General features: G+C 42.3%; 19 protein-coding genes. 12 read left to right on the top strand and 7 right to left on the bottom strand.

Translation table 11 applies throughout. The features are described from left to right. Positions 1-228 precede the first annotated feature (228 nt). The 3 genes from dmeF (at position 229) to AACU28_RS17085 (ending at position 3,985) form a co-directional block, all read left to right on the top strand. A complete protein-coding gene (gene dmeF, locus AACU28_RS17095; RefSeq protein ID WP_102573137.1) occupies positions 229-1,236 on the top strand; it encodes a CDF family Co(II)/Ni(II) efflux transporter DmeF in 1,008 nt (335 codons plus the stop codon). Beyond that, complete coding sequence (locus AACU28_RS17090; RefSeq protein ID WP_102490727.1) at positions 1,214-1,630, top strand: MarR family winged helix-turn-helix transcriptional regulator; 417 nt, start codon at positions 1,214-1,216, stop codon at positions 1,628-1,630. Before dmeF ends, AACU28_RS17090 begins: the two co-directional genes overlap by 23 nt. A gap of 630 nt (positions 1,631-2,260) precedes the next feature. After that, on the top strand, positions 2,261-3,985 hold the full coding sequence (locus AACU28_RS17085; RefSeq protein WP_121603687.1) for a methyl-accepting chemotaxis protein: 1,725 nt from the start codon (positions 2,261-2,263) through the stop codon (positions 3,983-3,985). A gap of 143 nt (positions 3,986-4,128) precedes the next feature. Here the strand turns inward: AACU28_RS17085 and AACU28_RS17080 are convergent, their stop codons facing one another. The 4 genes from AACU28_RS17080 to AACU28_RS17065 all read right to left on the bottom strand — a co-directional run bounded on the left by AACU28_RS17080 (position 4,129) and on the right by AACU28_RS17065 (position 7,688). Beyond that, positions 4,129-4,368, bottom strand: coding sequence for a PAS factor family protein (locus AACU28_RS17080; protein ID WP_004733935.1), 240 nt, complete (start codon positions 4,366-4,368; stop codon positions 4,129-4,131). A 112-nt stretch (positions 4,369-4,480) separates the two neighbouring features. Next, the gene (locus AACU28_RS17075; RefSeq protein ID WP_121603295.1) at positions 4,481-5,125 is read right to left on the bottom strand and encodes an HAD family hydrolase; all 645 of its coding nucleotides are present in this window, start codon (positions 5,123-5,125) and stop codon (positions 4,481-4,483) included. Positions 5,126-5,145: 20 nt separating this feature from the next. Beyond that, positions 5,146-6,231 carry a class I mannose-6-phosphate isomerase gene (locus tag AACU28_RS17070; RefSeq protein ID WP_017093892.1) on the bottom strand — a complete coding sequence of 362 codons (1,086 nt, stop codon included), beginning with the start codon at positions 6,229-6,231 and terminating at the stop codon, positions 5,146-5,148. Between the two features lie 2 nt (positions 6,232-6,233). Then, a complete protein-coding gene (locus AACU28_RS17065; RefSeq protein WP_121603294.1) occupies positions 6,234-7,688 on the bottom strand; it encodes a mannitol dehydrogenase family protein in 1,455 nt (484 codons plus the stop codon). 223 nt (positions 7,689-7,911) lie between these two features. On the opposite strand from AACU28_RS17065, the gene AACU28_RS17060 reads away from it, so the two are divergent. From AACU28_RS17060 to AACU28_RS17045, 4 genes are all read left to right on the top strand, one after another. Further along, entirely contained in the window at positions 7,912-9,684 is a 1,773-nt protein-coding gene (locus AACU28_RS17060; RefSeq protein WP_017075019.1) for a sodium:solute symporter family transporter, read from the top strand. 65 nt (positions 9,685-9,749) lie between these two features. Next, positions 9,750-10,931, top strand: a complete 1,182-nt coding sequence (gene uxuA, locus AACU28_RS17055) for a mannonate dehydratase (RefSeq protein WP_121603293.1) — start codon at positions 9,750-9,752, stop codon at positions 10,929-10,931. A gap of 142 nt (positions 10,932-11,073) precedes the next feature. Then, entirely contained in the window at positions 11,074-11,616 is a 543-nt protein-coding gene (locus AACU28_RS17050; RefSeq protein WP_102490734.1) for an acyltransferase, read from the top strand. A gap of 11 nt (positions 11,617-11,627) precedes the next feature. Beyond that, positions 11,628-13,907, top strand: coding sequence for a heparinase II/III domain-containing protein (locus tag AACU28_RS17045; protein WP_102570881.1), 2,280 nt, complete (start codon positions 11,628-11,630; stop codon positions 13,905-13,907). A gap of 37 nt (positions 13,908-13,944) precedes the next feature. Here AACU28_RS17045 and AACU28_RS17040 read toward each other — a convergent pair whose 3' ends face one another. After that, positions 13,945-14,703 carry an FCD domain-containing protein gene (locus tag AACU28_RS17040; RefSeq protein WP_017093887.1) on the bottom strand — a complete coding sequence of 253 codons (759 nt, stop codon included), beginning with the start codon at positions 14,701-14,703 and terminating at the stop codon, positions 13,945-13,947. A 415-nt stretch (positions 14,704-15,118) separates the two neighbouring features. On the opposite strand from AACU28_RS17040, the gene AACU28_RS17035 reads away from it, so the two are divergent. The 4 genes from AACU28_RS17035 to AACU28_RS17020 all read left to right on the top strand — a co-directional run bounded on the left by AACU28_RS17035 (position 15,119) and on the right by AACU28_RS17020 (position 22,171). Then, a complete protein-coding gene (locus tag AACU28_RS17035) occupies positions 15,119-16,132 on the top strand; it encodes a DHH family phosphoesterase (protein WP_121603292.1) in 1,014 nt (337 codons plus the stop codon). 472 nt (positions 16,133-16,604) lie between these two features. Continuing rightward, on the top strand, positions 16,605-18,794 hold the full coding sequence (locus tag AACU28_RS17030) for an immunoglobulin-like domain-containing protein (RefSeq protein WP_017080692.1): 2,190 nt from the start codon (positions 16,605-16,607) through the stop codon (positions 18,792-18,794). A gap of 229 nt (positions 18,795-19,023) precedes the next feature. Further along, positions 19,024-19,953, top strand: a complete 930-nt coding sequence (locus tag AACU28_RS17025) for a LysR family transcriptional regulator (RefSeq protein ID WP_121603291.1) — start codon at positions 19,024-19,026, stop codon at positions 19,951-19,953. Between the two features lie 172 nt (positions 19,954-20,125). Beyond that, entirely contained in the window at positions 20,126-22,171 is a 2,046-nt protein-coding gene (locus tag AACU28_RS17020; protein WP_017080694.1) for a TonB-dependent receptor domain-containing protein, read from the top strand. Between the two features lie 132 nt (positions 22,172-22,303). Here AACU28_RS17020 and AACU28_RS17015 read toward each other — a convergent pair whose 3' ends face one another. Next, positions 22,304-23,059 carry a class I SAM-dependent DNA methyltransferase gene (locus AACU28_RS17015; protein ID WP_017080695.1) on the bottom strand — a complete coding sequence of 252 codons (756 nt, stop codon included), beginning with the start codon at positions 23,057-23,059 and terminating at the stop codon, positions 22,304-22,306. Positions 23,060-23,347: 288 nt separating this feature from the next. Then, positions 23,348-24,643 (bottom strand): sensor domain-containing diguanylate cyclase, encoded by a 1,296-nt coding sequence (locus AACU28_RS17010; protein ID WP_121603290.1) that lies wholly within the window; start codon positions 24,641-24,643, stop codon positions 23,348-23,350. Between the two features lie 274 nt (positions 24,644-24,917). Here AACU28_RS17010 and AACU28_RS17005 point away from each other — a divergent pair, with 274 nt between their 5' ends. After that, positions 24,918-25,442, top strand: coding sequence for a GNAT family N-acetyltransferase (locus AACU28_RS17005; RefSeq protein WP_017080698.1), 525 nt, complete (start codon positions 24,918-24,920; stop codon positions 25,440-25,442). The last annotated feature ends 310 nt before the right edge of the window (positions 25,443-25,752 follow it).

Genomic DNA, 25,752 nt, shown 5'->3' with positions numbered 1-25,752 from the left:
CGCAGCTGTTTCACCACCTAATAGGCTGTCGAGCTAATTAGATCTCCCTATAAATTATTACTTTCCCAAATCAGAGCCTTAAAATTCATCGTTGACAATGTTTGATAATCAAACTAAATTTCATTTATTGGTTTGATAGTCAAACTACTTGTAAGTCAAAGCACTTTTTTGAGCAAGATTAATCAGTAACGACTCCTAACATTGAACACACGAGCTAAGGACGCCATTTTGAGTTTTCCAACACGTCATCAACACAACTTTTTTTCACATAACAGCCAAGGTGAGAAACGCACATTCTATGTTCTGTTATTGACCGTCATCACCATGATTGTCGAGATCGTTGCCGGTACTATTTACGGCTCTATGGCGTTACTTGCCGATGGTTGGCACATGGGGACGCACGCTGCAGCGTTTGGTATCACCTTATTTGCATACCGTTATGCGAAGAAGCATGCCGAGAGCGAACGTTTCTCTTTCGGTACTGGCAAAGTTAGTGTGCTAGGGGGCTACACCAGCGCGATTGCATTGGGTATTGTGGCATTATTAATGCTGGTGGAATCAGTGCATCGTTTATTTAACCCACAAGCGATTCAGTTTAATGAAGCGATCATCGTTGCTTGTATTGGTTTAACCGTGAATGTAGTGAGTATGTTTTTACTCGGCGATCACCATCATGATCACGGACACGAGCATGGCCATGATCATAGTAAGAACCATGGCCATTCGCACGGTCATTCACATAGTCATGATCACGACAGCGACCATGGTCATAAACATGTTGAGCATCACGGACACCATCATGATCACAACCTACGCGCAGCCTACATGCATGTGTTGGCGGATACTTTGACATCTCTGCTTGCGATTGTTGCGCTGCTATTTGGTAAGTTTTACGGTTGGAACTGGTTAGATGCAGCAATGGGAATGGTTGGCGCATTCGTGATTGCCAAGTGGACAATGAACCTAATGAAGCAGACAAGTCCAATCTTGCTCGATCAGAATATTGATGATGAGTACCGTAACGGAATCACTGAAGCTTTAGCTCCTTACGCAGCCGTAACCGACTTACACATGTGGAAGGTGAGTGGGCATCACTATTCAGCAGCGATTACTCTTGAATCAAACAGTGATAAAACCGTCTCTGAATATAAACAAATGCTCGCCAAGTTTGATAAGATTAATCATCTTACTCTTGAAGTGCATTCAAACGACCATGCGAAATATAGAACAGCTTAACCAAATACTGACTGAGTTCTACGATAAAATGTCTTCGTGGGAGCAGTCTGTTGTCAAAGAGACAGGTTATTCCCTTGCTCAAGTTCACACCATTGAAGTGCTTGGTATGCATGGCGCGTTAAGAATGAAAGAGCTCGCTGAAAAGCTTGGTATCACCACGGGTACGCTTACCGTTCAAATCGAAAAGTTGGTTAAAGCTGAATTGATTGAGCGCCATGAACATCCAACAGATCGTCGTGCGATTGTGGTTGCTTTGACTGATGAAGGGCAGAAGATACACGTTCACCACAACCAGCTTCACTTGAGTTTGGTTAATGGACTAACACAAGACATCGAAGAAGATGAGAAAGCGGTGTTATTGAAGTGCCTAACCAAGATGGTGAAAGCGTTTTAGTCAGCCTTGAGTTCGCACCCTAACTCTTTAGCTGCAAAGCGATTGACTAGACAATCAAAAAAATGGACCTGACTCGAATTGAGTAGGTCCATTTTTTTCTCCGTTTACGCTTTACTGTACAATCATCAATAGACGGATTCACTGTTTAAAAACCAAGTCAAAACCTCCAATGTTGCGCTTCGCTCGTGCTCTTCTGGAGAGCCAAAAAAATGTCATCATAAATAATGCATCCAAATGTGCGTCAAAGTCTTTTAATTCAATGCCTTGTATACCAAGACGTTCAAGCCATTTATGTTCCGTCAAATAGCTGTCTCTCACTTTTATCATTCAACTAATGTACATGTATTCAATTTGTGTTATTGATGTTTTTATCTTTAGTGAAAAGATTCATTCTCTGTTTGAATACCATTGAGAATGTCACTGCTGGTGGGCTGAACAGTCGCTAGATTTAGTGCTCATTACTGATACAAAAACCATAACCATAACCATAACAATAACCAGGTCGCACGAGTTGTATTCCATGCTTCGATGCGATCAATTAGATACTCATAGTTAATTTAGTAAAGACGAGCCACGTATATGAATATAAAGAAAAAGCTCTATTCGTTGGGGATGTTCTCCATCTTCGGCATGATTTCATTGTTGTTTACCACATCGCAATTTGCAGACACCACCGCTCAAATGAGCGAAGCCAAACAAATCACCAAAGAACTTGAAGTGCGACTACTCAATCTTCGCCGTAACGAGAAAGATTTCCTATTACGTAGTGATATGAAGTACCTCGCCAAGTTCGACGTAAACTACAACAAATTCTTAGCGTCTGAATCTGAGCTAGATACAGTGCTCAGTGATTTAGGCTTAGCCAACAGCACACACCTACGTGAAGACATCGAAACTTACCACACCAGCTTTGTTAACCTAGTAAAAGCGAGCGAAGTCTATGGGCTAGCACGTGACAAAGGCATGCTAGGCGAGTTTCATGTTTTGCTCGATAACATCAGCGCGACAGCCAGTGCTGAACAAAAAATCGAGCTTTACCTGTTCAATGACTTAATTGAAAAGGGTGAGTTCGATCCGAGTGTTCTTTCTATTACTTCTAATGTTGGAAGCTCAACTGCTTTGATAGATGCTGCACGTCAAGTGGTTGAACAGAAGCGAGTGATTGGCTTGAAGCACAACGAAGGTCTGCTTGGGCAAGCTCGCTCGGGTTCTCATGCTATTGAAACTCAATTTAAAGAGTTCTCAGCGGTATTAGACCAAGAAACCCAACAAGAGATGGACAAGCTATCGCTGATCAACAACATCCTTTGCGTCACGCTACTCGTGTCGATCATTCTGTTCAGTTGGTTAATTGTCCGTTCTATTGTCGGCAAGATTGAGTCATTACTCTCGGTGATTCGCAACATCGTTGATTCTAACGACGTGTCTATTCGTTCGCACCTTGATGGCAAAGACGAACTCAGCACTTTAGGCCAATACTTCAACCAATTGCTTGATCAGCTGGAAGGCTTGATCGCGGCATCTCAATCTAAGTCACTGCAACTGACACAAAGCACGTCGAACATGCATGACGAGCTAGAGTCAGTCATCAAACAGTTTGAAGTTCAAGCAAATCACACCTCTACAATGACAACGTCAGTGCAAGAGATGGTACTCACAATTGGTGAAATCTCAGAAAGCACATCAGTTGCGGCTGAAGGTGTTCATCAAGCAAAAGTGAATGCCGATAAAGGCCGTGAAGTGGTGGTTGATACGATCAGCAACATTACTCAGTTGTCTGAACGCCTTTCTAGCAGCCAAGATTCGATCAGCTCATTGAACCATCATGTGGATCAAATTGGCGATGCGGTAAACATCATCCAAGGTATTGCAGAGCAAACCAACTTGCTGGCACTGAACGCAGCCATTGAGGCAGCACGTGCCGGTGAACAAGGCCGAGGCTTTGCCGTGGTTGCAGATGAAGTTCGTGCTCTTGCAAGCAGAACGCACCAATCAACGACTGAAATTACCAGTGTAGTAACGGCAATTCAAAGTCAAATGAACGCTTCTATGACCGAGATTGGTGAATGTAACCAACAAGGCCAACTGACTCTGAAAGATTCGGAAGAGCTCGATGCTAGCCTGCAGCTTATCTTAAGCGACATGGAAAGCATCCAGGGCAACTCTGAGCGTATTGCATCAGCGATTGAAGAGCAGGGTGCTGTTATGGCACAAGTGAGCGACTCAATCACCGAGTTAAACACCATCTCAAGTGATAACAACGCTTCGGCGCAACATTGCTTAGTTGAAGTGGATAAAGTCGCAGAGCAAGCCCATGAGATGGATAAAGCGGTGGCGCAGTTCAAGACCTCTTAAAAATTTAGAGTAAACTAAACCAAAGGCGTGGATCATCTGCGCCTTTTTTGTGCCTAAAATTCAACTAGATAAATGAAGAGAATAAAAAAACGGCCCGATCTGGGGGAAGATCTGGGCCGTTATATTACGTATTTTAAGGGGAATTACTTATTTCGGCCTTCCAGCACATCCAGTGCCAGTTCAACCGCTTTATCAATATTGTCGCATCCCGCTAACTTACCTGAACTGATAGGACCAAGCACATTAGCGTATAACGAGAGCTGCTTGTTAAATGGCAGGCTCAACTGCTCATATAAACGCTGGCGAATCTCGGCATGTTGCTCAGGAGCGTGAGCAGCAAGGCTTTTCAAAGTGTCATAAACAAGAGTGGTGGTAGTGTTCATTCGTCTATTTATCATTAAGTGGGAGGCGCTTATTTTATAATCTTTTCAGGTTCGTTTACTATGATATAAGTCATACAATAAGTCAAATGAACTTAGGGTGAGAATTTTGGTCTTAACTGACAACTGAGAAATCATCAATGATTTCTAACGCCCTTGAAAAATCATTGTTTATATTGAAAGAATGTTGAAAGGCAATGACTTCACAACCGCTAGCTAAACCAGCCTGAAGTCCTGGTGCCGAGTCTTCAAAGATAATGGCTTTATCTGCGGTGACATTTAATCTAGATAGCGCCAACAAATAAGCTTCCGGATCTGGCTTATGCATTGAAACATCCTCTTTAGCGATGACCAGATCAAACAAGTGTTCAAGTTTACAATCTTTCAGTATTTGGTTAGCCATCCACTGTTGCGCTGAGGTTACAACCGCACATTGCTTCCCAGAAGATTTTAATTGTTTTAGAAGTTCAACAACACCTTTGTTGATAGACAATTTGTGTGAAAGGAGTGATTGATAATGTTCCTTAAATTTATCGTTAAACTCTTGTACATCTGGCTCAATCCCTCCAATTTTGAAAAAATACTGAACGACATTTTCCCATTTCATACCCATGACATGCTGATAAATGCTGTAGTCAACGATGGAACCATAGTCTTTACAGGTCAGCGCTAATGCTTGGCCTTTGAGCGGCTCGGAGTTTACTAATGTTCCATCCATATCAAAGATAAAGGCGTCGTAATAAAGGTTTATTGATTCCATTTCAATACGTTAACTCATGATTAATTCGTTAATGGTGGGTAGCATTCAATAATCTCGACGCTATCGTCTGTTTCTATCGTGATATTTTCTATGCCAGCCGGACAGAAAAATTTATCGTACTTATCGAGTACTAAAATTTCTTCGTCTAATTTAATCGTGCAACTGCCAGCAGCAATAACACCGACATAAAAATCGGTCTCAGATTTGGTGATGCTGTTAATGACTTTGGTCCGACAAACTCGATATCTGTCGGTTGTTTTGTCATCAATGAGAGACTCTTTTACCGATCCGTCAACATAAGTTGTTAATAGTTGGGGTGTTTTTTTGTTCTGAGTTGCCACCGCTTCAACCGACTTCTCTGAATAGTCAAAAACATCAAGGCAAAAGTCCAAATCTCGCTTCATGTAGCGAGCTTCTTCAGGAAGTGTATAACCGGCTCGTTCAAACTCAAATCGAACAGCCCAGTCCGATGGTTCCATTATCTCAATCATTAGAATGCCTTCGCCTATCGCGTGAGGCATTCCTCCCGGAATAAAGTAACACTCTCCAGGAGAGACTTTGATTTTTTCGAAGCAAGTTTTCAGTCGGTTGATGTCTTGTTTAACAATGATCTCTTTCAACGTTTCTTTAGTCGGAGGCGTCTGAAATCCGAGATAAATATAAGGATCATCAATTTCTTCACGAACTTGTAAAATATAGTAGGCTTCAGCTTTACCTGAATTTGAATCTAGGTGCTTTTGGGCAAACTCTCTGGTTGGGTGTGCTTGGAAATGTAAGCGAATTGAAGAATCTAGAAACTTAATCAAAACCATAGGGTTAGGGCCGAATCTACTGAAGTGCTCTTTACCTAAAAAATACTCAGGATCTAGATCTAATAATTCGGCGAAATCGAGTGAGTGATCGCCGATAATCGCAGTTGATTGACCTTCACTGATTGTTTCTCGACCTGGATTAACGGCTTTAGTGACCGATGCAATCCAGTCTTCAGGAAAATGAGAGTCGACCGGAACGCTTTCGTTATTAATTTGGTCTAAAACCTTACCACCACTGTAAGAGCGCCAAACGCGGTTTTGACCAAATCGAATTAACTTATTTTTGTATTCCATGCCTAGCCCTTTAAGTTCAGCGTTTTTGTTAAGTTATGTAAAGTTTTCATTGCACCAACCTCTTGAATACGTTCGAAAAAGTCGACTATCTTATTTACGAATTCGACATCTTCAAGAAGGCTAGATTCAAAAATACTATCAATGCTTAATAAAGAAACGACAGCTTCACTAGGCGTTTTACTTTCTTGTTTGATTTGCTTGAACACGCCAGCCATTGGATCATGAACCTCGATAGTATCGCCGTTGTCATCCGTGCCAATCACATAAGCCATCCACCCTGCAATGCCCAACTCTAACCAAGTTGTTTGAACAGCATTTTCACGGTTATATTTGAGAGATTCACAAAATCGTGGTGGTAATTTCTGACTTCCATCCATTGCTATCTGAGAGGTAAGATGCTTTAAATTTGGGTTAGAGAAACGTTCAATCAGCGAATCTGCGTAAGCTGCAATGTCAGTTTCCTTTGGTAACGACAATGAAGGCGCTTGCTCATTCATCATGAAGTCTAGGATCACCTTCTTAAAATATGGGTCTGAAATCGCTTCTGACACATACTTATAACCACTCAAGTACCCCAAGTACGCAAGAAGTGAGTGACTACCATTTAGCATGCGTAGCTTCATCTCTTCAAAAGGTATGACATCATCGACAAATTGCGCGCCCATTTCATCCCAATTTGGTCGACCAATTGTAAACTTATCTTCTATTACCCATTGTCGAAAAGGTTCACAAGTGATGGCACATGGATCCGAGTAGCCGATAGCTGTTTCTATATAAGATAAGCATCCTTTACTCGCCGCTGGAACAATACGGTCAACCATAGTGTTTGGGAATGTGACATTAGCCTCTATCCAAGAATACAACTCCAAGTCGACCAATTTTGCAAAACTAAGAATAGCCGACTTCGCTACTTCTCCATTGTTTTGAATATTGTCGCAAGACAATACGGTGAACGCGTTAATATTCCTTTTTTTTCTGAGTCTTAAACCTTCAACGATATAACCGATGGCGGATACTGGACGAGAAGGTGAGTCGAGATCGAGCTGGATAAGACGGTTGTTAACATCAAGAGAACCAGTACTTGGTTCGATGCAATAGCCTTTTTCTGTGATAGTCATTGAGACGATACGAACGTTTGGATTCGCAATTTTTTCGATGATAGTCGACTGACCGTCTAGATCTGGATGTAAGGATTGAGTGATTGCCTTTGATATTTTTATTTGTTCGCTTGTCGCACCTCTCTCCAAAACAGTGTAGCAATGACCTTGCTCTCTTAACTGCTGAATAAGCGATTGTGAACCAAATAAGTTAATGGAACAGATCGTCCAGTTAGATTTTTTATTGTCTAACAATTCACTTGTATATAATGCTTGATGAGCTCGGTGAAAAGCCCCTAAGCCAATGTGAACAATTCTATGATCTTCTTTTAGGTATTGATTTAAAACATTTTTATTCATATTTCCGCACTCTTACTCCAATTTTTCAAATCAGACGGCTATAAAAATTACCATTAGAGAGTAGCATTCATTTGTATTATTTAAACGGCATATAAACAGAGATTTATTTTTTTGTGAGAGGCGTCAACCAATTGGTAGACCAATTTTGACAGCCAATATCTAGGGGCGATATAAAAGAAAGCGAAAGGTGTTTAGTTTTTAAATATCACGGTTAGGGCTCATTATGAATATCGATATACTTATAGTTATAGGCTACTTCGTTTTCCTCCTCGGAGTAGGTTGGATGTTTCGATCAGCAACGTCATCGACAAGTGATTACTTTAGGGGGGGAGGCAAAATGTTGTGGTGGATGGTTGGGTCCACAGCATTTCTTCAAGCACTGAGTGCTATGACGTTTACTGGCGTAATGGGAAAAGCTCTTGATGTTGGCTTATCCATCTCTGTTATCTTTTTCGCGAATGCTCTCGGTTACTTTTGTAACTACTTATTCTTTGCTGCAAGAGCTCGACAAATGCGAGTTATAAGCCCAATCCAAGGCATTCGCAAACGTTTTGGTCCTGTTAGTGAGCAAGTTGTAACGTGGGCGACAGTACCGTCGAGTGTACTTCAGGCTGCGCTATGGCTGAATGCATTAGCGATCTTTGCAAGTGCGGTATTTAATATCCCAATTGAAACAACGATAGTTGCTGCGGGTATGGTTGTACTTCTTATGTCTCTGGTCGGCGGAAGTTGGGCTGTAGTTGCATCAGACTTTATACAGATGATCATCATTACTGTTGTTACCTTCATAGCGACAATCGTAGCGATATACAAATCTGGTGGTGTAACACCAATACTAGAAGCGGGTTTGCCTGATCAAGGTTTTGTTGGAGAAGGGTATAGCTATACTTATTTATTTGTTGGCTGGTTTATCTGTATTTTCATCAAACAGTTCTTCAGTACAAACAATATGATTGATTCTTACCGCTATATTGCAGCAAAAGATACTAATAATGCACGTAAAGCTGCAATCCTGGCGTGTTGTCTAATGGCGTTTGGGCCTTTCATTTGGTTCCTTCCTGCTTGGTATGTAAGCGGAAATTACCCAGATATGTCTACATGGGGCCTCGATGTTCTAGGCAAAGATATTTCTAATGCCACTTATTTTGTCTTCGTTCGTAACGAGATGCCCGTTGGGATGGTTGGCTTGATGATGTCAGCTATGTTTGCTGCAACCATGTCGTCAATGGACTCTGCATTAAATAGAAATGCCGGCATATTCATTAAAAACGTTTATGAACCTTACATGGCAAAAGACAAATCAGATAAATCGATCTTGTTTGCAAGTAAAGTTTCTACCGTGGTATTCGGCTTATTGATTATTGTTTGTGGCTTGTTCATGAGCAAACTGCAAGATTTTGGTCTATTTGATGCACTTATGATGGTGAGTACGCTTGTCGCGTTCCCTGTGCTTATTCCTTCACTGCTTTGTTTCTTTATCAAGAAGACTCCAGATTGGTCATGTTGGGCAACCATTGCCGTAGGCGCTTGTGTTTCAGCCGTTATTGCTTCAACAAATGCACCAATGATCGAAAGCCTGTTTAATTTATCTGAACCATTGTCTAGTCGTGAATTCGCTGAAATGAAATCGATAACCATGGGCGTAACAGGGCACATTATTATCACAGGTGGTTTCTTCTTGCTGACTCAACTTTTCTATAAAGAGCCAACAGGTAAGCGTGCTGAAGAAATCGCAGAGTTCTTTAGTAATGCAGAAACTCCAGTAATTGTAGAAGATTCGCCTCAAAGCTTCGAAGCTGATAGACAACAGTACATCTTACTTGGTCGAGTGTTATTGGCGACAAGTGCCGCGCTTCTTCTATTAACGCTGATACCAAACCCAATGTGGGGAAGAATGTTATTTGTATTAATGGCAGCAATTGTCGGGTTTATATCTTGGCTATTACTACGAGCTGGTAAGTTAAATGATGTAAAACTAAAAGCTTACACTGTCTAATTAAATAAAATATCAGATGAAGCCTTAATAAGGCTTCATCAAAAAATAATAGTAGGTAATAACTTATGAAGCAAACTTGGCGATGGTATGGTCCAAATGATATTGTAACGCTTAATGATATTCTTCAGGCTGGGGCAACAGGAATCGTAACGGCATTACATCATATTAAGAATGGTGACATATGGCCCAAAGAAGAAATACTAAAACGTAAAAAGTTAATAGAAGAAAACTCGCTTACATGGGAAGTTGTCGAAAGTATCCCTGTTCATGAAGAGATCAAGACTCAAACTGGAGATTTCATTCAATGGATAGAGCACTATAAGCAATCTATTATCAATTTATCTGAATGCGGAGTTGATACAGTTTGCTATAATTTTATGCCAGTTCTTGATTGGACGAGAACAGATTTAGAGTATGTACTCCCAGATGGCTCAAAAGCATTAAGGTTTGACCATATTGACTTTGCTGTTTTTGAGCTATGCATACTAGAACGAGAAGGTGCACATGAAGAGTATTCAAAAGAAGACATTGCACTTGCTCGAACTCGTTTTTCTAACATGCCTGATGACAAAATTGCACAGCTAACATCCAATATCATTGCTGGTCTACCAGGCGCGGAAGAAGGCTATACTCTTCAGCAGTTTAGAGAGCAATTGGATCAGTACCAACACATTGATGGCAATAAGTTACGTGAACATTTAGTTTACTTCCTGAACGAAATTACCCCAGTGTGTGAAGAGTATGGCGTGAAGTTGGCCATTCACCCTGATGATCCACCACGCCCAATTCTTGGTTTACCGCGAGTGGTATCTACGATTGAAGATATCGAATTCTTGACGCATCGTGTACCGAACAAAATGAACGGTATTACTATGTGTACCGGGTCTTATGGTGTGCGAGACGATAACGATCTTGTGAAGATGATTGAAACTTTTGGTGATCGAATTTATTTCACGCATCTACGTTCAACAAAGCGCGAAGAAGAACCCGGCAACTTCCATGAAGCAGCTCATCTCAATGGTGATGTTGATATGTATGAAGTGATATTTGCACTTCTTAAAGAAGAAAATCGTCGTACTAATAATGGACAAAGTGATTTAATTCCAATGCGGCCAGATCATGGTCACCAAATTATTGATGACTTAAATAAAAAAACAAACCCAGGGTATTCTTGCATAGGCCGTTTAAAAGGCTTAGCTGAGATTCGCGGTGTCGAGTATGCATTGACTCGGTCTCATTTTAATTAATGTATTTTCAATTCGATATTGGTTTTCAAAATTAAGCTAATCCAGAAGTATTATCGGCTTAGCTTATTTAGTGTCAGTGAAAATATTGATAATCAATAAGGGAAGTCGTTACTGTTACTTCCCTTTATTTATAGGTGACGATGTGTCGGTACAACAAAAATTTGGCGGTGAACTTTCGGATGAGGAATTTAGAAAATTCACCCTATATACAACACAAAGTAATAATAAACATGATGACGAGTCGAGAGCTAAAATCTTAGGCTTCACCAACAATAATGTTCGAGTTGCTCCAGGAGCTATCATTCGCATTGGTGAAAACCAAATCGGAACACGAAGTTATATAGGCCTATACAGTTACATCAATGGTGATGTGGAGGTTGGTGAAGACGTTTTGGTAGGGCCACATGTTTCTGTCGTTGCGTCTAATCATGTATTTGACCCGACTACAGAGAGCTTTAGTGGTCGTAGTGATTTGGAAAGCGGAAAGGTCACAATCGCAAAGGGTGTTTGGTTGACATCTGGTGTTGTTGTCACTCCAGGAGTGAGCATCGGTAAATGTTCATTGATTTGTGCTAATTCGGTAGTGACCTCCGATGTGCCCCCATATTCGATTTTTGCAGGGACCCCAGCGAAGCAAATTGGTCATATTGATGCAGAGACAGGGCAATATCATTGGTCGAAATAGAGGAGTAACACATGCTACAACTAGAAAGAACGCATGATTTCCAAGTTTTTTTGTCGCCTTGTAACGAAATTTCCTCAGTCAATCCCCCAAGTTTCAATTGGCCTCAAGGAGAGTATGGTTCTGCGTATAACATCGAACTTGAAGAGAAAGACGGTGAGCAAAAATGGGATTGGCAATCGGTGCAGTCTCCTTTACAACCGACATTTCAGCTACCTCAAGGCAGCTATCGCTGGAGAGTGACTTGCCTCAATTCTCTAGCGAAATCTGATTGGATTGTTTTTGAAATCACGACGGAGTCAGAAAACTACTTAGCACCGGACGCTATGTCACTATTCTCACTGTGTGCTAATAAAGACCAGTTCATGATGTATTTCGATGAAGATCTTGACGCAGTCAGCAATGCTTCATTAAGTGCAAGAGACAAGTTACGCAATAGTGTTGAACTAACCGATATAGATGACATTCTATATTCTAATCATTATCGCCGCGGTAATGAAGAAGGGAAGCGTACAGCTATCGCTAACGTAAGACGTTGGATTGATCGCGACCTTATCTCACTAACATTACTATATAAGGTGTGGGGTGATGAAGAGGCAGGACATAAAGCGTGCCAAATTTTATTGCGCTTATCCGAGTGGAGCCCTGAAGGGCCGGCGTCACTGTTAAGGCCTTGTACATGGGGAGATGAAATTGGCCTGTCAATGACGCGAAATTTGTATCTCGCCTATCATTGGTTGTCTCCATTGCTGACGACCGACGAGTGTTCATTCGTCCGGCCGCTCTTAGTTCGATATGCCTATCAAATGGAAGAGCGCTTAGAACAAGATAGATTCAAGCAGTACCCAGGACATTCACACACATCTCGCTTACCGGCATATTTAGGCGTTGCTGCTCTTGTTTTACATAAAGAATTTGAAATCAAAACTTGTGAACGTTGGCTTAATTACGCCTTAATGATTTACCGAGGTGTATTGCCTTTTTATGGAGGAAAGGATGGCAGTTGGGTGGAAGGGCCATTTTACTCATCTTCATATACCAAGTGGCATCATCCATTTTTCTTATCAGTAGAGCGACTAAGTAGCTTTTCTTTCTACAAGCATCCGTTTTATAAAAATTACGTTAAGTTTGCTTTGGATTTCGTAGCGAGTAATGACCGTATTCATCCATTTGGAGACGGGTTTTGGTGCAAGAGGGAAGGTAAAGAGTGGCCTGGCTTCTTTGCGCAAAATCCACTCAGAATATATGCACCAAGGTATGGTTGTAAGAAGTCGATATTAGAGTCCCAAAAGTTAGAGTCTAACATTGAGACTTACAAGCTTCATTTATTAGATATAGTACCGACGTATCCGCAGTTACAATTTGAAATAGCGGAGCAACATACAACAATTTCTAATACGCTAATGGCTTCAAATGAGGCACCTGTTTCTGACGAGACTTCTCTATGTGTGAGCCCTGCGTCGAACAACATCTACTATTCATACGCAGGGTTAGGTAAAACTGCCCACAGTAAAATGTCGGTGTACTACCGAGCAAGTAAGTTTGGCAATAGTTCTCATCGCCATGCTGATCAAGGGAATGTTGCATTAGTCGATGATGGCGTTAATGTTCTTACTCCGAGTGGCAGTTATGGCTATAGGTTTGGTAGTAAACATCATAGCTTATGGACTCGAACTACGCAGGCGCATAATTTGCCCTTATTTGGAGGTGTAAATTTAGACGATAACGTTACCTACGCGACTGAAGGTCAGAAGATAGATTGCGCAACAGCTCAAGCAACAGTAATCACTCGAATTGATAGCAATGAGTTTCAATGTGTCGTTCTAGATCTCGCGAATGCTTATGAGAGTTGTGAGTCGTTTGTGCGAACAATAATACAAGTTGCAGATAACGGGGTCGTTATTGTCGACAAAATTAGGCTATGTGAACCCAAATCGATGCAATGGCGAGTCCATACGCCGCTCGAAGTTGTTATTAAGGGGGGGAGTGTTGATTTGCACCATGAACAAGAAACTTATTATCTTGGAATGATGAGTGATCCTTCTTGTGTAGTTAAGTTAACCAGTGAGATTAATGACGGTGATGGTTTCAAAGGGAATGTTCAATCTGACGCTCAGAAAGATATTAAACATCTAGAATGGTTCATAGAAGAACAGCAGCAACATCAAGTCGTTATGAGTTGCTTAAAACAACCAATAGATTACGTGTTAACTGAGGAAAATACTTTGATACTTGCCCATGCGGGCCAGTCTTTTAAGCTCAATGTAGAAACTGGTGAGGAGATCACTCAGTAAAAATCAGGTGACATAAGTATTTTATGTCACCTATTTTCTAAAGATTGTCTTTTGATGTCGCGATAGCGGGAATGGAGTTAAACAGATAACCATCAAAATTAGGGTCGGTAAAATCAGAAAGCTCTAAAAGCCTAATCTTCACATGTTCTAGATGTTGCCACATCGCTTGCTTGGCTTCGATTGGGTTCTTGCGTCTCATCGCTAACAAAATAGCAGCATGATCATCTAGCCACTCTTTCCTATAGTCTTGGATCTCGATATGTGTATGCAGTGTCTTCCACATAGGGCTAGACTCACGACGTTCCCACGATTCCTTTAGAATATCGACCAGCACAGAATTCTGTGTCGCTTCAGCAATACACTGATGGAACATTCTGTCACCAACCGGATTCTGGACATTGTTTTCAATTTCTCGGCGCTCAATTTCTAGAGCTTCACGCATTTTTTCGATATCAGCAGGGGTTGCTTGTGTTGCAGCAAACTCAGCAATACTGCTTTCCAATAACTGTCTTGCTTGAAGCATTTCAAAAGGGCCTACATCTTCATTTTGTGCCACTGTTGATGTGGTAGGCAAGTTAACGATGTACACTCCCGAACCTTTCTTTACTTCAACGAGCCCCTCAAGTTCCAGCATGATAATTGCTTCTCTAACCACAGCTCTGCTTACGGATAGACGCTCAGCAATATCTCGCTCGGGCGGTAAACGACTTCCAATCGGGTAAAGACCACCAGATAATTCTTTTCTCAAGATAAGACCGAGGGTTTGATAAGGGCGTTTGGGTTCGAAGTTGATCATGGAAATGCAGTGTACCTTTGGATCTGTAGTTTGAATTGAAAGCTTTCGCTAACTAGAAAGTCATTGTAAACGCTTATAAAAGTCAATTCGAGTAAAAACCTAACTAATCCAGCTCTCATTGTATCAAAGCGTAACGGTTCGTTGTTGTCGCCTTTATGTACATGAACAAAAGGTTATCAAAGTTCGATATTAAACTTTCAAAAGCCATAGCAGGAACGCGCTCATAGTTTTGAAGTGTGATTAAGTATATGACGTATAATCTTGAATTTGTGACTAAAAGCACAAGCTGCGAATAACAGCTATGTTCAATAGAGTTATATCACCTAACAAGTTGATATTGATAATAAACAAGGGTGCTTGTAAAAATACAGATATAAATTTAAATCCTAATCTGATTGAGAGTAAAAGGAACAACATGCACTACGACGTATTCAACGGAGACGCAGATGGCATAATCGCGTTGTTACAGCTGCGATTAAGTGAGCCAAGAGAGAGCGTGCTCGTTACTGGTGTAAAGCGTGATATTAAGTTGGTCTCTCAAGTTGTTACTCAAATGATGGAGCCGGGCAAGCAAGGTGACGTTTCATCCGTTACTGTTTTAGATGTGTCGATGGAGAAAAACCTGCCTGCATTGCACTCACTGCTAGACGCCAACATCAAGGTATTTTATTGCGATCATCATCGAACTGGTGAGGTACCTGACTCTAGCTATTTGGATACTCTGATCGATACCGCGCCAGAGAGCTGCACGAGCTTGCTGATTAACCAGAAGCTGAATGGTGCGCATGTGGCTTGGGCAATCGCGGCTGCTTTTGGTGATAACCTAAAAACAGTGGCCGCGCGGCTAGCGGATGAAAATGGATTCGATCAATCTCAAACAGAGTTTTTAGAAGAGCTAGGTACCTTGGTTAACTACAATGGTTACGGTTCTTCATTAAGCGATTTGCATTTCACGCCAATTGAGCTCTACCAAACCCTTTATCAATACCCGAACCCATTTGACCTTTTAGATGATAAAAACTCTGTGTTTTATCGACTACGAGCTGCTTATCAAAATGATCGTCAACAGCTATCAAACCTTGCTCCTGTTTATGAAAGTGAAGTAGCACGCGTGTTTGAACTGCCAGGTGAGACGTGGGCAAGGCGCATCAGTGGTGTATTTGGTAATGAAATCGTTAATCAAGATCCAAACCGAGCGCAAGCAGTATTAACGAAAAACCAAGATGGCGAGTCTTACACGGTGAGCTTACGGGCGCCATTATCAAACAGAAAGGGTGCAGACGAAATTTGCTCAAGCTTTGAAACGGGTGGAGGAAGAAAAGCAGCGGCTGGTATTAATCAACTTAATGAACTTGATAAGGTGAATTTTATTTCACTATTGGATGCATATTATTCATCTAGTGCTGAGGGGCAACTGAAAAATTCCTGAGGTATACATCCAAAATTCCACAAAATTTCACTCCTATATTCCGTTATACGTGTGTATCTCTAGCACATGCATGACGGCTATATCCAAGCTATTTTAGTGATGTCACTCGCAATGGTATCTGGTCTGAGGTCAGTAATTACGGTGTATTTTTGTCGATTTTTGTCGATTTAAAGTTCGTTTTTTCCTATTGGTGATTTTTTATATTTTTGGTTAATTATCTATGTGAATTAAGGTTGATTAAATATTTGCCTGGTCAATATGTCCAGCCGAAAATAACAGCTTTTAGCATTTCATTTTGAATGAAAAGTCAAAATCATATTGATTCTGATATTCAATCTGTGACTTAAAATCACAAGTTAAATCAAAGGTCATCTTTTCCTATAAATTCCATTACTTCTCTATAAATATTCATGATTACAATGAATTGGTTCGGTTGTGATTGGCACAGCTGTTAAGTAAGGAAGTGGGACTAATGTTGAAACGTAAAGCTCTACAATTAGCTGTATCGGTCGGCATGGCCGCAATGTCTGGCGCTGTTTATGCGAATGGTTCAGATATGACGAATCCAGATTCTGGTGTCGTGGTCGGTTATTGGCACAACTGGTGTGACGGTGGCGGCTACCAAGGTGGTAATGCACCATGCGTGACGCTGGATGAAGTAAACCCAATGTATAACATCGTGAATGTGTCATTCATGAAGGTTTACGATGTGGCTGATGGTCGAATCCCAACTTTTAAACTGGACCCAACCGTTGGGTTATCAGAAGAACAATTTATTGACCAAATTGCCGAACTCAACAAGCAAGGCCGTTCTGTACTGATAGCGCTGGGTGGTGCTGATGCACACGTAGAACTTGAAACGGGTGATGAAAGAGCCTTTGCTGATGAGATAATCCGCCTTACTGAGCGTTACGGTTTCGATGGTCTAGATATCGACCTTGAACAAGCAGCAGTAACCGCAGCAAACAACCAAACGGTTATTCCTGACGCACTTAAGCTAGTAAAAGATCACTACCGTGCCGAAGGGAAAAACTTCCTTATTACTATGGCGCCTGAGTTCCCGTATCTAACGACAGGCGGTAAGTACGTTCCTTATATCGATAATCTAGAAGGTTATTACGACTGGATTAACCCACAGTTCTACAACCAAGGTGGCGACGGTATCTGGGTTGACGGTGTGGGCTGGATTGCTCAAAACAACGATGCATTAAAAGAAGAATTCATCTACTACATCTCTGATTCTCTGATCAACGGAACGCGCGGTTTCCACAAAATTCCACATGACAAGCTGGTGTTTGGTATTCCTTCTAGCATTGATGCTGCAGCAACTGGCTTTGTGCAAGATCCTCAAGATTTATACGACGCGTTCGAGACCTTAACGACTCAAGGCCAACCGCTGCGCGGTGTGATGACTTGGTCTATCAACTGGGATATGGGTACTAACAAAAACGGTCAACAATACAACGAGCAGTTTATTAAAGACTACGGCCCGTTTGTACACGGTCAAGTGACGCCACCACCAGTAGAGGGTGAGCCAGTTCTTAAAGGTGTCGAAAATACGCGTGTTCTTCACGGCACAACGTTTGACCCTATGGATGGCGTAACGGCAACAGACAAAGAAGACGGCGATCTAACTTCGTCAATTGATGTTGAAGGTTACGTTGAAACCAGTGTGATTGGCACTTACGTTTTGACTTACCGAGTGAAAGACAGCGATAACAACGAAACCACTAAAGCGAGAACGGTAGAGGTTTACAGCCAGAAGCCAGTATTTAATGGTGTGTCTGACACTACTGTTGTGTTGGGTACTGCATTTGATGCTATGGCAGGCGTAACGGCGAATGATGCTGAAGATGGCGATTTAACAAGCACTATCACACACACTGGTAGTGTCGATGTAAATGAAATCGGCAACTACACGCTTGTGTATAGCGTAACAGATAGCGCGAACCAAACTGTAACCGCTGACCGTAAAGTGTCTGTGACGGATGGTTCTAACTGTGCTGCTGCATGGGATGCCGACACCGTTTATGTTGAAGGTGATCAAGTCTCTCACGACGGTTCAACGTGGGGAGCGGGTTGGTACACTCGTGGCGAAGAACCAGGAACAACAGGTGAGTGGGGCGTTTGGAGAAAAGTTTCAGACTCTTCATGTGGTGGTAACCCAGATCCGGGCGATGACTTAGAGCTTGCAGTTTCAGGCCTTCAGTCAGAATATGCGCCAGATAACGGCAATGTTCGTTTAGACCTAACACTGACATCGAATGAAGCGTTAGATGTTACGGCTATGGTGATCAACAGTGCAGGTACTGTGGTTGAGCAAACTCAGGTTAACTTAACGGACAGCCGCGCTATTACCATGGACTTGTACGATGTAGCGGAAGGGCAATATGCACTTGAAGTGGTCGGTAAAGCATCTGACGGTGAAATGGTGATGGTAAATGATTCGTTCGCTGTTAAAGACGGTGGCGGAACGACTCCACCTCCAGGTGATTACCCGCCATATGAAGCAGGCACAAATTACGCAGCAGGTGACATTGTGGTAGGCAGCGACAATGGTCTATACGAATGTAAGCCTTGGCCATACACGGCTTGGTGTGCAAGCGCATCTTACGCACCAGCAGAAAGCCAATACTGGCAAGATGCTTGGACAAAGCTGTAGTCTGATAGCTCAACGCTAGCAATATAAAGTAGACGATCAAAGAGAGGCCATTGTGCCTCTCTTTTTTACGTTCAAACATTTCTGACTTAGAGCTTTAAAACCCACTTAACCTTAAACTCTGCTCTGCATTTTGCTCTAGATCAAAATAAGAGTGATTATCAATTGTATTGATGAGGTGGTAGATGCACTATGCGCACACTGAATTTTCTCTGTTGTTAATATTTGCATAATGAATCTTGCCCAAGTCGACCTAAACCTACTCGTTATTCTTAAACACCTTCTTGAAGAGAAGCACGTTTCCAACACGGCGTTGGCGCTGGATATGAGCCAACCTACGGTGAGCCGATCTCTACAAAAACTTCGCACTGTGTTCAACGATGATTTGTTGGTGCGAGCTGCTTATGGCTATGAATTGACCCCGAAAGCAGAGGTCATCAAGCAAGACCTCAACTCTGTGCTTACGCGCCTTGAGAAACTGGTTCACGGAGACGTGTTTGAACCACAAACGAGTGATAGTACGGTTCGTTTTTTTGGTTTGGTTCCTCAGGTTTCACACCTTTTGCCTAAAGTAGTGGCACAAATTCGCCAGCAAGCGCCGAGTATGGTTGTCGATATCGACTCGATTCCTAAACGACACTTTGAGCCCCTGTTATCCGGTGATGCGCATTTTGTGTTGTCGACGCATGAGCCATTAAGTTCTGAACAAAACCTGTATCGAATGTTCGTAATCAGTCGCGATTATCGGTTATTAATGAGCAAAGACCACCCTCTGGCGGATAAAGAGATCACCGTTGATGACCTGTTGAATAGCCAACTTGGTCAAATCTCACTGCAAGGGGATAAGAAGCTCTCGATTGAAAGTCGATTTAAAGATCTTGGTTTGATTGATAAGCAGCGCCAACTATCGATCCCAATTCAGTTGTCCAACTTCAATATTGCTGCGGATATTGCGGAGACGACCGACATTATTTTTCACTTGCCGACACCATTTGCGACACAAGCTGCCAATCAACGAGATTTAATTTGTAAACGCGTTCCCAAAGCGATCAGAAGCCCATCAGAAGATGTTTATCTCTATTGGCATAAACGTTTCCATAATGACCCTATGTGTCGTTGGGTTCGTGATTTATTTAAAGAGATATACACCCAATCTATTTAGGTGGTGAATGCTATTGAGGTGATGCTATTAAAATGAATATGTATTGGTTTAATTATTTGAAAGTTGAATAACGAGAATCAATTTTTGGTATGAAACTTTCGTTGATAAGAGTGGTAACTGGTTGTTTAATGCAAACCATTATCATTACCAATCACATATAAGAATGAATATCATGTCTGAGATATCTCTTTTGATTCGCAAACCTCTTTTGGTTCGTAAACCCCTTTCGATCGCAGTCGCTGTTATTTGTACCTCACTTTCGGCTAACGTGTTGGCGCAAGAAGAAGCGCAAGCAACAGATGAGCAAATGGTTGTTACGGCAACTCGTACTGAAATGGCACTAAAACAAGCGCCGGCTTCAATGTCAGTGATCACCGCTCAAGACATTGAAGACAGTCCTGGTATTACTTTGGCTGACATCGTTGCAGAATCAACCAGTGTCGAATCTGACTTTGATAGCACACGTGCTGGCCGTCAGATGATCTCTATTCGTGGTATGGATTCAGATTACACGCTTATCATGGTTAATGGCCGTCGTCTAAGCTCGGCGAGTGCCATCATCCGAGGTAACGACTTCGACCTATCGACCATTCCTGCTGATTCAATTGAACGCGTTGAAATCATCCGTGGCCCAATGTCTGCACTTTACGGATCAGATGGTATGGGCGGTACAATCAACATCATCACTAAGGCTCCAGAAAACGATTGGAGTTCTACGTTAAGCATGGACACTTCATCTCCGTTAGACGGTGATGGTGGAGAAGAGTATTCGATGGGCTTCACAACATCGGGCGCGTTAATTGAAGACGAGTTGTTTGCTCGCCTATCTGTTAACCAAACTAGCCGTGATGCTTGGCAACCCTATTCTGGTACGCATAGCTCTGGTTACGATCGTTCAGACATTACTGCGTTAGAAGAAAGAGAGACATTAAGCTTACTCGCGAGCCTGACATGGAATGCAACAGACAACCAAACCATTGATTTCGATTTTGGTTACAGTGACGACGAACGTGAATCATCTGCAGAAAACGTATCGTCTGTGATTGAGTCTGACACACGAGTAGTGCGTCAGAGCCAAGCGATTACGCACAGTGGCTTTTGGAGCTGGGGTGATACACAAGTTCGCTACTCACGCGAAAATGTGACTGACAATGATGCGGCTGATCTGGGTAATAACTACAGCAGTGACGTAGAAGAGTTAACTCAAATAGCAGAAGCATCAGCGACGACTTATCTTGGTGAGAGTCATACCGTAACGTTTGGTATGGACTATCAGTTGAGCGAATTAACCAACAAAGAAAACTTGGTCAATGGCACATCAGAAGCGTATCAAGGTGCGTTATTTGTTCAAGACCAATGGCTGATGACTGAACAACTAACAGCAACCATCGGTGGTCGTTTAGATAAGCACGAATTGTACGGTGAAGAGTTCAGTCCTCGTGTGTATTTGGTGCACCAAACAACGAATGACCTGATCATTAAGGGTGGCGTGGGTAAAGCATTTAAAGCACCAACATTGACTCAAAACCAAACCGACTACACAGTTAACAGTTGTAAAGGTGCTTGTGATTTATATGGCAATGAAGACCTGAAGCCTGAAACGAGCTGGAACTATGAGATTGCAGCGATATACAGCCAACCTCGTTGGAACGTTGAAGGTGCCTTGTTCCGCAATGAAATCAACGACCTTATTGATCGTAACGAAACCTACTGCGAGAACGGCGGAATGTTTGAATCGGGTAAAGGGTGTGCTGATAGTTCTAGCTCAACTGGCTATGTGAAAGGCAAACGTACTTATACCAATGTGTCTGAGGCTGTGGTTCAAGGTGCTGAGCTTACTGGCCAATTCCAAATAACGGATGAATGGGGCGTGTCTGGTAACTACACTTTCTTAGACACTGAAGATAAGTCTACTGGTGAAGAACTCCTTGAGCGTTACAAGCACTCGGGTTTAGTTAAACTGAACTGGAGCCCAACTTACGACCTGAACACCTTTGTTAGTGCGCGTTACCGAGGTGAGCGTAATATCGAAACTGATTTGACTCAAGAAGCCTACACTACGCTAAATATTGGTGGGGTATACAACATTAATGATTCGGTTAGAGTACGCGCAGGCATTACTAACTTGACTGACGAAGCGGTATCACAAGAGCTAGAGAGCATGGGTTATGTTGAAGAGCCACGTACTTACTACGTAGGTATGACAGCGGACTTCTAATTTAGAGTTCAGTAACCGATAGCTTGATACAAAAGAACCCACACTGGCTGGATGCTCGATAAAGAGTACGGCGAGTGTGGGTTCTTTTTTGTCTGTGTTTGAATCTGGCTAATTCGTTTTGTATCGACTTACCTAGATTTTTACACAAGCGATCAGAGCATTACCTGATTTGGTATCCCAAGGAATCAGCTTGTCGTAATCGTGCTCGAAGATATTAACCTCGAAGTAGGGCTTCAATATCTCGATTAGCTCTTTAAACGAGAATGCCACCATCGGGTGTTCATCATTCCACACTTGAGTTTCACCAGCAGTCGTTTTTTCGATACTGAGTTTTAACGCCTGCTTGTCACCCTTGCCAGAGTAATACCAGCCTGAGCTGAACGTGAAATCATCTTGTTCAAGATTGGTGGTGTGTCGAACAAAAAGATCATTGCTGATCTTGTCTTTATCCACCACATTAAAACAAAAAATCCCCTCTGGTTTTAAAGCGCGATGTACGCTCTCAACACATTCTTTGAGCTTCTCGAAACCATCGTTGTAATGGATTGAGTATAAGAAGCAGGTGATCAAATCCAGAGGTTCCGCCACTTCAAAACTGCTCATGTTTTGCTCTGAGAAATTGGCTTCGGGGCAGCGAACCTGAGCGATATCTAGCATTGGCGCGTTGAGATCGAGTCCATTGCTTTGGTAACCAAAATCGATAAAGTGACGAACGTGTGGACCAGTGCCACAAGCTAAGTCGAGGTGAGTCTTTCCACCATTTCCGAAAATTTGATGTAGCCTACGTACGCAGTTACTTTGCGCTTGATAGTCAATATCAACACACATTAAATCGTAGTAACCGGATAGGTCGGTATAAAGTGCGTTGGAAGAAATAGTAGCTGACATATTGGCGGACATAAGTGCCTACAGCGTTAGCTGATATAATGAGGGTGGCGCATCATATACCGAAATGTCGAAATCGCAATCAAATATTCGATCAAGTTATGTGCTTTAATTCTCGGTGGCTGTACTTTAATTATGTGTGGCTGTGCTCAATTTGTACGGTTAGCCGACTCATTTAGCGCAAGCTTAAAAAGGCGGTGGATTATGAAAGAGAGCTGGTGGGTTATGGAGGATAGCCAGTGGATTATGAAGGAGAGCCAGAGGAACATGAAGGAGAACAGGGAACTGCGATCAAGCTAGTGCTTCATAGCAAACCACATCATCGTTGATCGAGACTTGATTTTTGCCATTCGCTTTCGCACGATATAGTGCATCATCGGTAACACGAATAAGTGTATCAATGGTGTTGGCAGAGTGGCACAAGCACTGGTTGGTAACGCCAATACTCACGCTCGTTGTAAAAGCGCGGCGATTAATGCCATAGAAGGTATGTTGATTGAAGGTGTGGCAGATTCGTTCGCTGATGATTTTGGTATGGGCAGATTTCGCTTTTGGAATGAACACAATAAACTCCTCGCCACCCCAACGTCCAACTACACCACCTAACAACTCAATGTGAGCTTTAATTGTGTCTGCTAAGTGCCTAATCACCGTGTCACCCACTGTATGCCCAAATCGATCGTTAATCGATTTGAAGTCATCAATATCAATCAACAGACATGACATCTCCATATGCTGATTTACCGGCTTCTTGAGCCAATCGTAAATAGCACGACGATTGAACACACGCGTTAAGTCATCATGCATCGCTCGATGCAGTAATTCCCTTTCTAGTAATACTTTATCGGTGACTTCTTCAAGGATCACTTGAATGGCGTCTTCACCTTCCCAGTTAATCACGTTGTCATAGAGGTTGAAGTATTTGTGGGTGCCATCAAAGCATTGGTTAGACACCACGGAACTAAAGTTGGGTGTATTGCCATTGAGAATGTTCTCGCAGCGTCTGATGGCCGTTGAACGCTGATCTTCAGGTACGATGGATAGGATGGAGTCCATCGCAAGTACTTGCTCTATTGAGTCAGCACCTTGTTGTTCTACCCATGCTTGGTTGACCATTAAAGGTTTAAAGTTTCTATGGATCAGGATCCCTTGTTTCGATGTATTAAGTAGCTTGCGATACATGCGATCCGTTTCGTTACGTTTGCGCTGAGCTTCGACTACGGATGTGATGTCGATGATAGTGACTTGGAGGGCGGGTTTACTATTGAGTTCAATAATGTGTGATAGACAAAAGATAGAGATGTTGCGGCCATTGGCTGGAATATCGGTGTACAATTTTCCTTTTTTTAGTTTGCCTTTTATGGCCTCTAAGTAACGTTTCTTGGCTAGCTCTTGGTAACTGTCAGGAACTAACGCATAAACAAATTCAACGTTAAATAACAGCTCTTCACGGGTTCGGTAACCAAAGATCTGAGCGATCTCGTTGTCGACATCAATAATTCGGTGATTTTGCAGTGTCATGCGCCCTTGCGCGGAATCGAAGTTCTGGCAGGGTGTCGTGGTGGTTAAATCTAATTGAATGCTCATATCGACCTGGCTACTTATTCGTTAAATTGAAACAGGTGTTGTTCCTCGGCGTAGTGACCACACAGGCATTGTGGAACACTTTTATGAAGAGACTAGATAAGAAAAATATGCTATCTAGGTAAGGTCAGTATGGCATTTATAATTTCATGATTAATCAGTAATTTTACTGATTCAAACAGAGTTCTTGAAAAGGAAACAATCAGGAAAGCAGGCCAGTAATTAAAGCCAAATCACTCAAGCTAAATAAGCGAACTAAACAAGGAGAGTTGAGGTAATGAAACCAGAAATAAAAGCACAGGATTCAATGGGAAACGGAACAGCAATGGAAAGCAGCACATCAATAGAAATTAAGCTTGATGACTTGTCGGGTGGGGAGGTCGTTGAATTGCTTGAAGAACACCTTGCCGATATGTATGCCACGTCACCAGCTGAAAGCGTTCATGCATTGGATCTGGATGGACTTAAGTCGCCAGAAATTACCTTTTTCAGCGCTTGGAAAGACAACCAACTGCTCGGGTGTGTTGCGATTAAAGAGCTTGATGCACAACATGCTGAACTGAAATCAATGAGAACCTCACAGTTTGCTCGAAAGTCAGGTGTTGCAAGCCAACTGTTACAGCATGTAATAGACACAGCAACCGTTCGCCAGTATCAAACAATCAGTTTAGAGACCGGCTCAGAAGACTACTTTAAGGCCGCGCGTAACCTGTATGAAAAGTTTGGCTTTGGATACTGCGAACCCTTTGCTGACTATGTGTTGGACCCGCACAGCCAATTTATGAGTATTGAGTTGCGGTAGATGAGGTAGATGCGGTCGAAACTGTAGATCGAAGTAAAAGAAAGATTCCCTATCACGTTCGTTCCTCACTGTAGGGAATGAAAGGGTGGGTGTATCTCTACGTAGAAAGTGACACGGTTGTAGTTCCTCGCTGTTAAGAGTGAGGTGGTTGTGCGCCTCACAGTAGGAAGTGATGTGCACAACATTGACTTGATTCCCCAGCGTCATTCCAGAACCGAGGGATGAGAAATCTCTAACCGCAAAGCGAGATTCCCTATCACGTTCGTTCCTCACTTTAGGGAATGACGGGCGGGGTGTATCTCTACGTAGA

Origin of the sequence: Vibrio sp. SBT000027, assembly GCF_963894355.1 — a bacterium.
Taxonomy (GTDB): Bacteria; Pseudomonadota; Gammaproteobacteria; order Enterobacterales; family Vibrionaceae; genus Vibrio; species Vibrio splendidus.
This window is presented reverse-complemented; position numbering and strand designations above follow the sequence as displayed.

Coding starts and splice junctions, on each gene's coding strand:
- AACU28_RS17090 (WP_102490727.1), top strand. CDS start 1,214: ATGCGAAATATAGAACAGCTTAACCAAATACTGACTGAGTTCTACGAT.
- AACU28_RS17085 (WP_121603687.1), top strand. CDS start 2,261: ATGATTTCATTGTTGTTTACCACATCGCAATTTGCAGACACCACCGCT.
- AACU28_RS17080 (WP_004733935.1), bottom strand. CDS start 4,368: ATGAACACTACCACCACTCTTGTTTATGACACTTTGAAAAGCCTTGCT.
- AACU28_RS17075 (WP_121603295.1), bottom strand. CDS start 5,125: ATGGAATCAATAAACCTTTATTACGACGCCTTTATCTTTGATATGGAT.
- AACU28_RS17070 (WP_017093892.1), bottom strand. CDS start 6,231: ATGGAATACAAAAATAAGTTAATTCGATTTGGTCAAAACCGCGTTTGG.
- AACU28_RS17065 (WP_121603294.1), bottom strand. CDS start 7,688: ATGAATAAAAATGTTTTAAATCAATACCTAAAAGAAGATCATAGAATT.
- AACU28_RS17060 (WP_017075019.1), top strand. CDS start 7,912: ATGAATATCGATATACTTATAGTTATAGGCTACTTCGTTTTCCTCCTC.
- uxuA (WP_121603293.1), top strand. CDS start 9,750: ATGAAGCAAACTTGGCGATGGTATGGTCCAAATGATATTGTAACGCTT.
- AACU28_RS17045 (WP_102570881.1), top strand. CDS start 11,628: ATGCTACAACTAGAAAGAACGCATGATTTCCAAGTTTTTTTGTCGCCT.
- AACU28_RS17040 (WP_017093887.1), bottom strand. CDS start 14,703: ATGATCAACTTCGAACCCAAACGCCCTTATCAAACCCTCGGTCTTATC.
- AACU28_RS17035 (WP_121603292.1), top strand. CDS start 15,119: ATGCACTACGACGTATTCAACGGAGACGCAGATGGCATAATCGCGTTG.
- AACU28_RS17030 (WP_017080692.1), top strand. CDS start 16,605: ATGTTGAAACGTAAAGCTCTACAATTAGCTGTATCGGTCGGCATGGCC.
- AACU28_RS17025 (WP_121603291.1), top strand. CDS start 19,024: ATGAATCTTGCCCAAGTCGACCTAAACCTACTCGTTATTCTTAAACAC.
- AACU28_RS17020 (WP_017080694.1), top strand. CDS start 20,126: ATGTCTGAGATATCTCTTTTGATTCGCAAACCTCTTTTGGTTCGTAAA.
- AACU28_RS17015 (WP_017080695.1), bottom strand. CDS start 23,059: ATGTCAGCTACTATTTCTTCCAACGCACTTTATACCGACCTATCCGGT.
- AACU28_RS17010 (WP_121603290.1), bottom strand. CDS start 24,643: ATGAGCATTCAATTAGATTTAACCACCACGACACCCTGCCAGAACTTC.
- AACU28_RS17005 (WP_017080698.1), top strand. CDS start 24,918: ATGAAACCAGAAATAAAAGCACAGGATTCAATGGGAAACGGAACAGCA.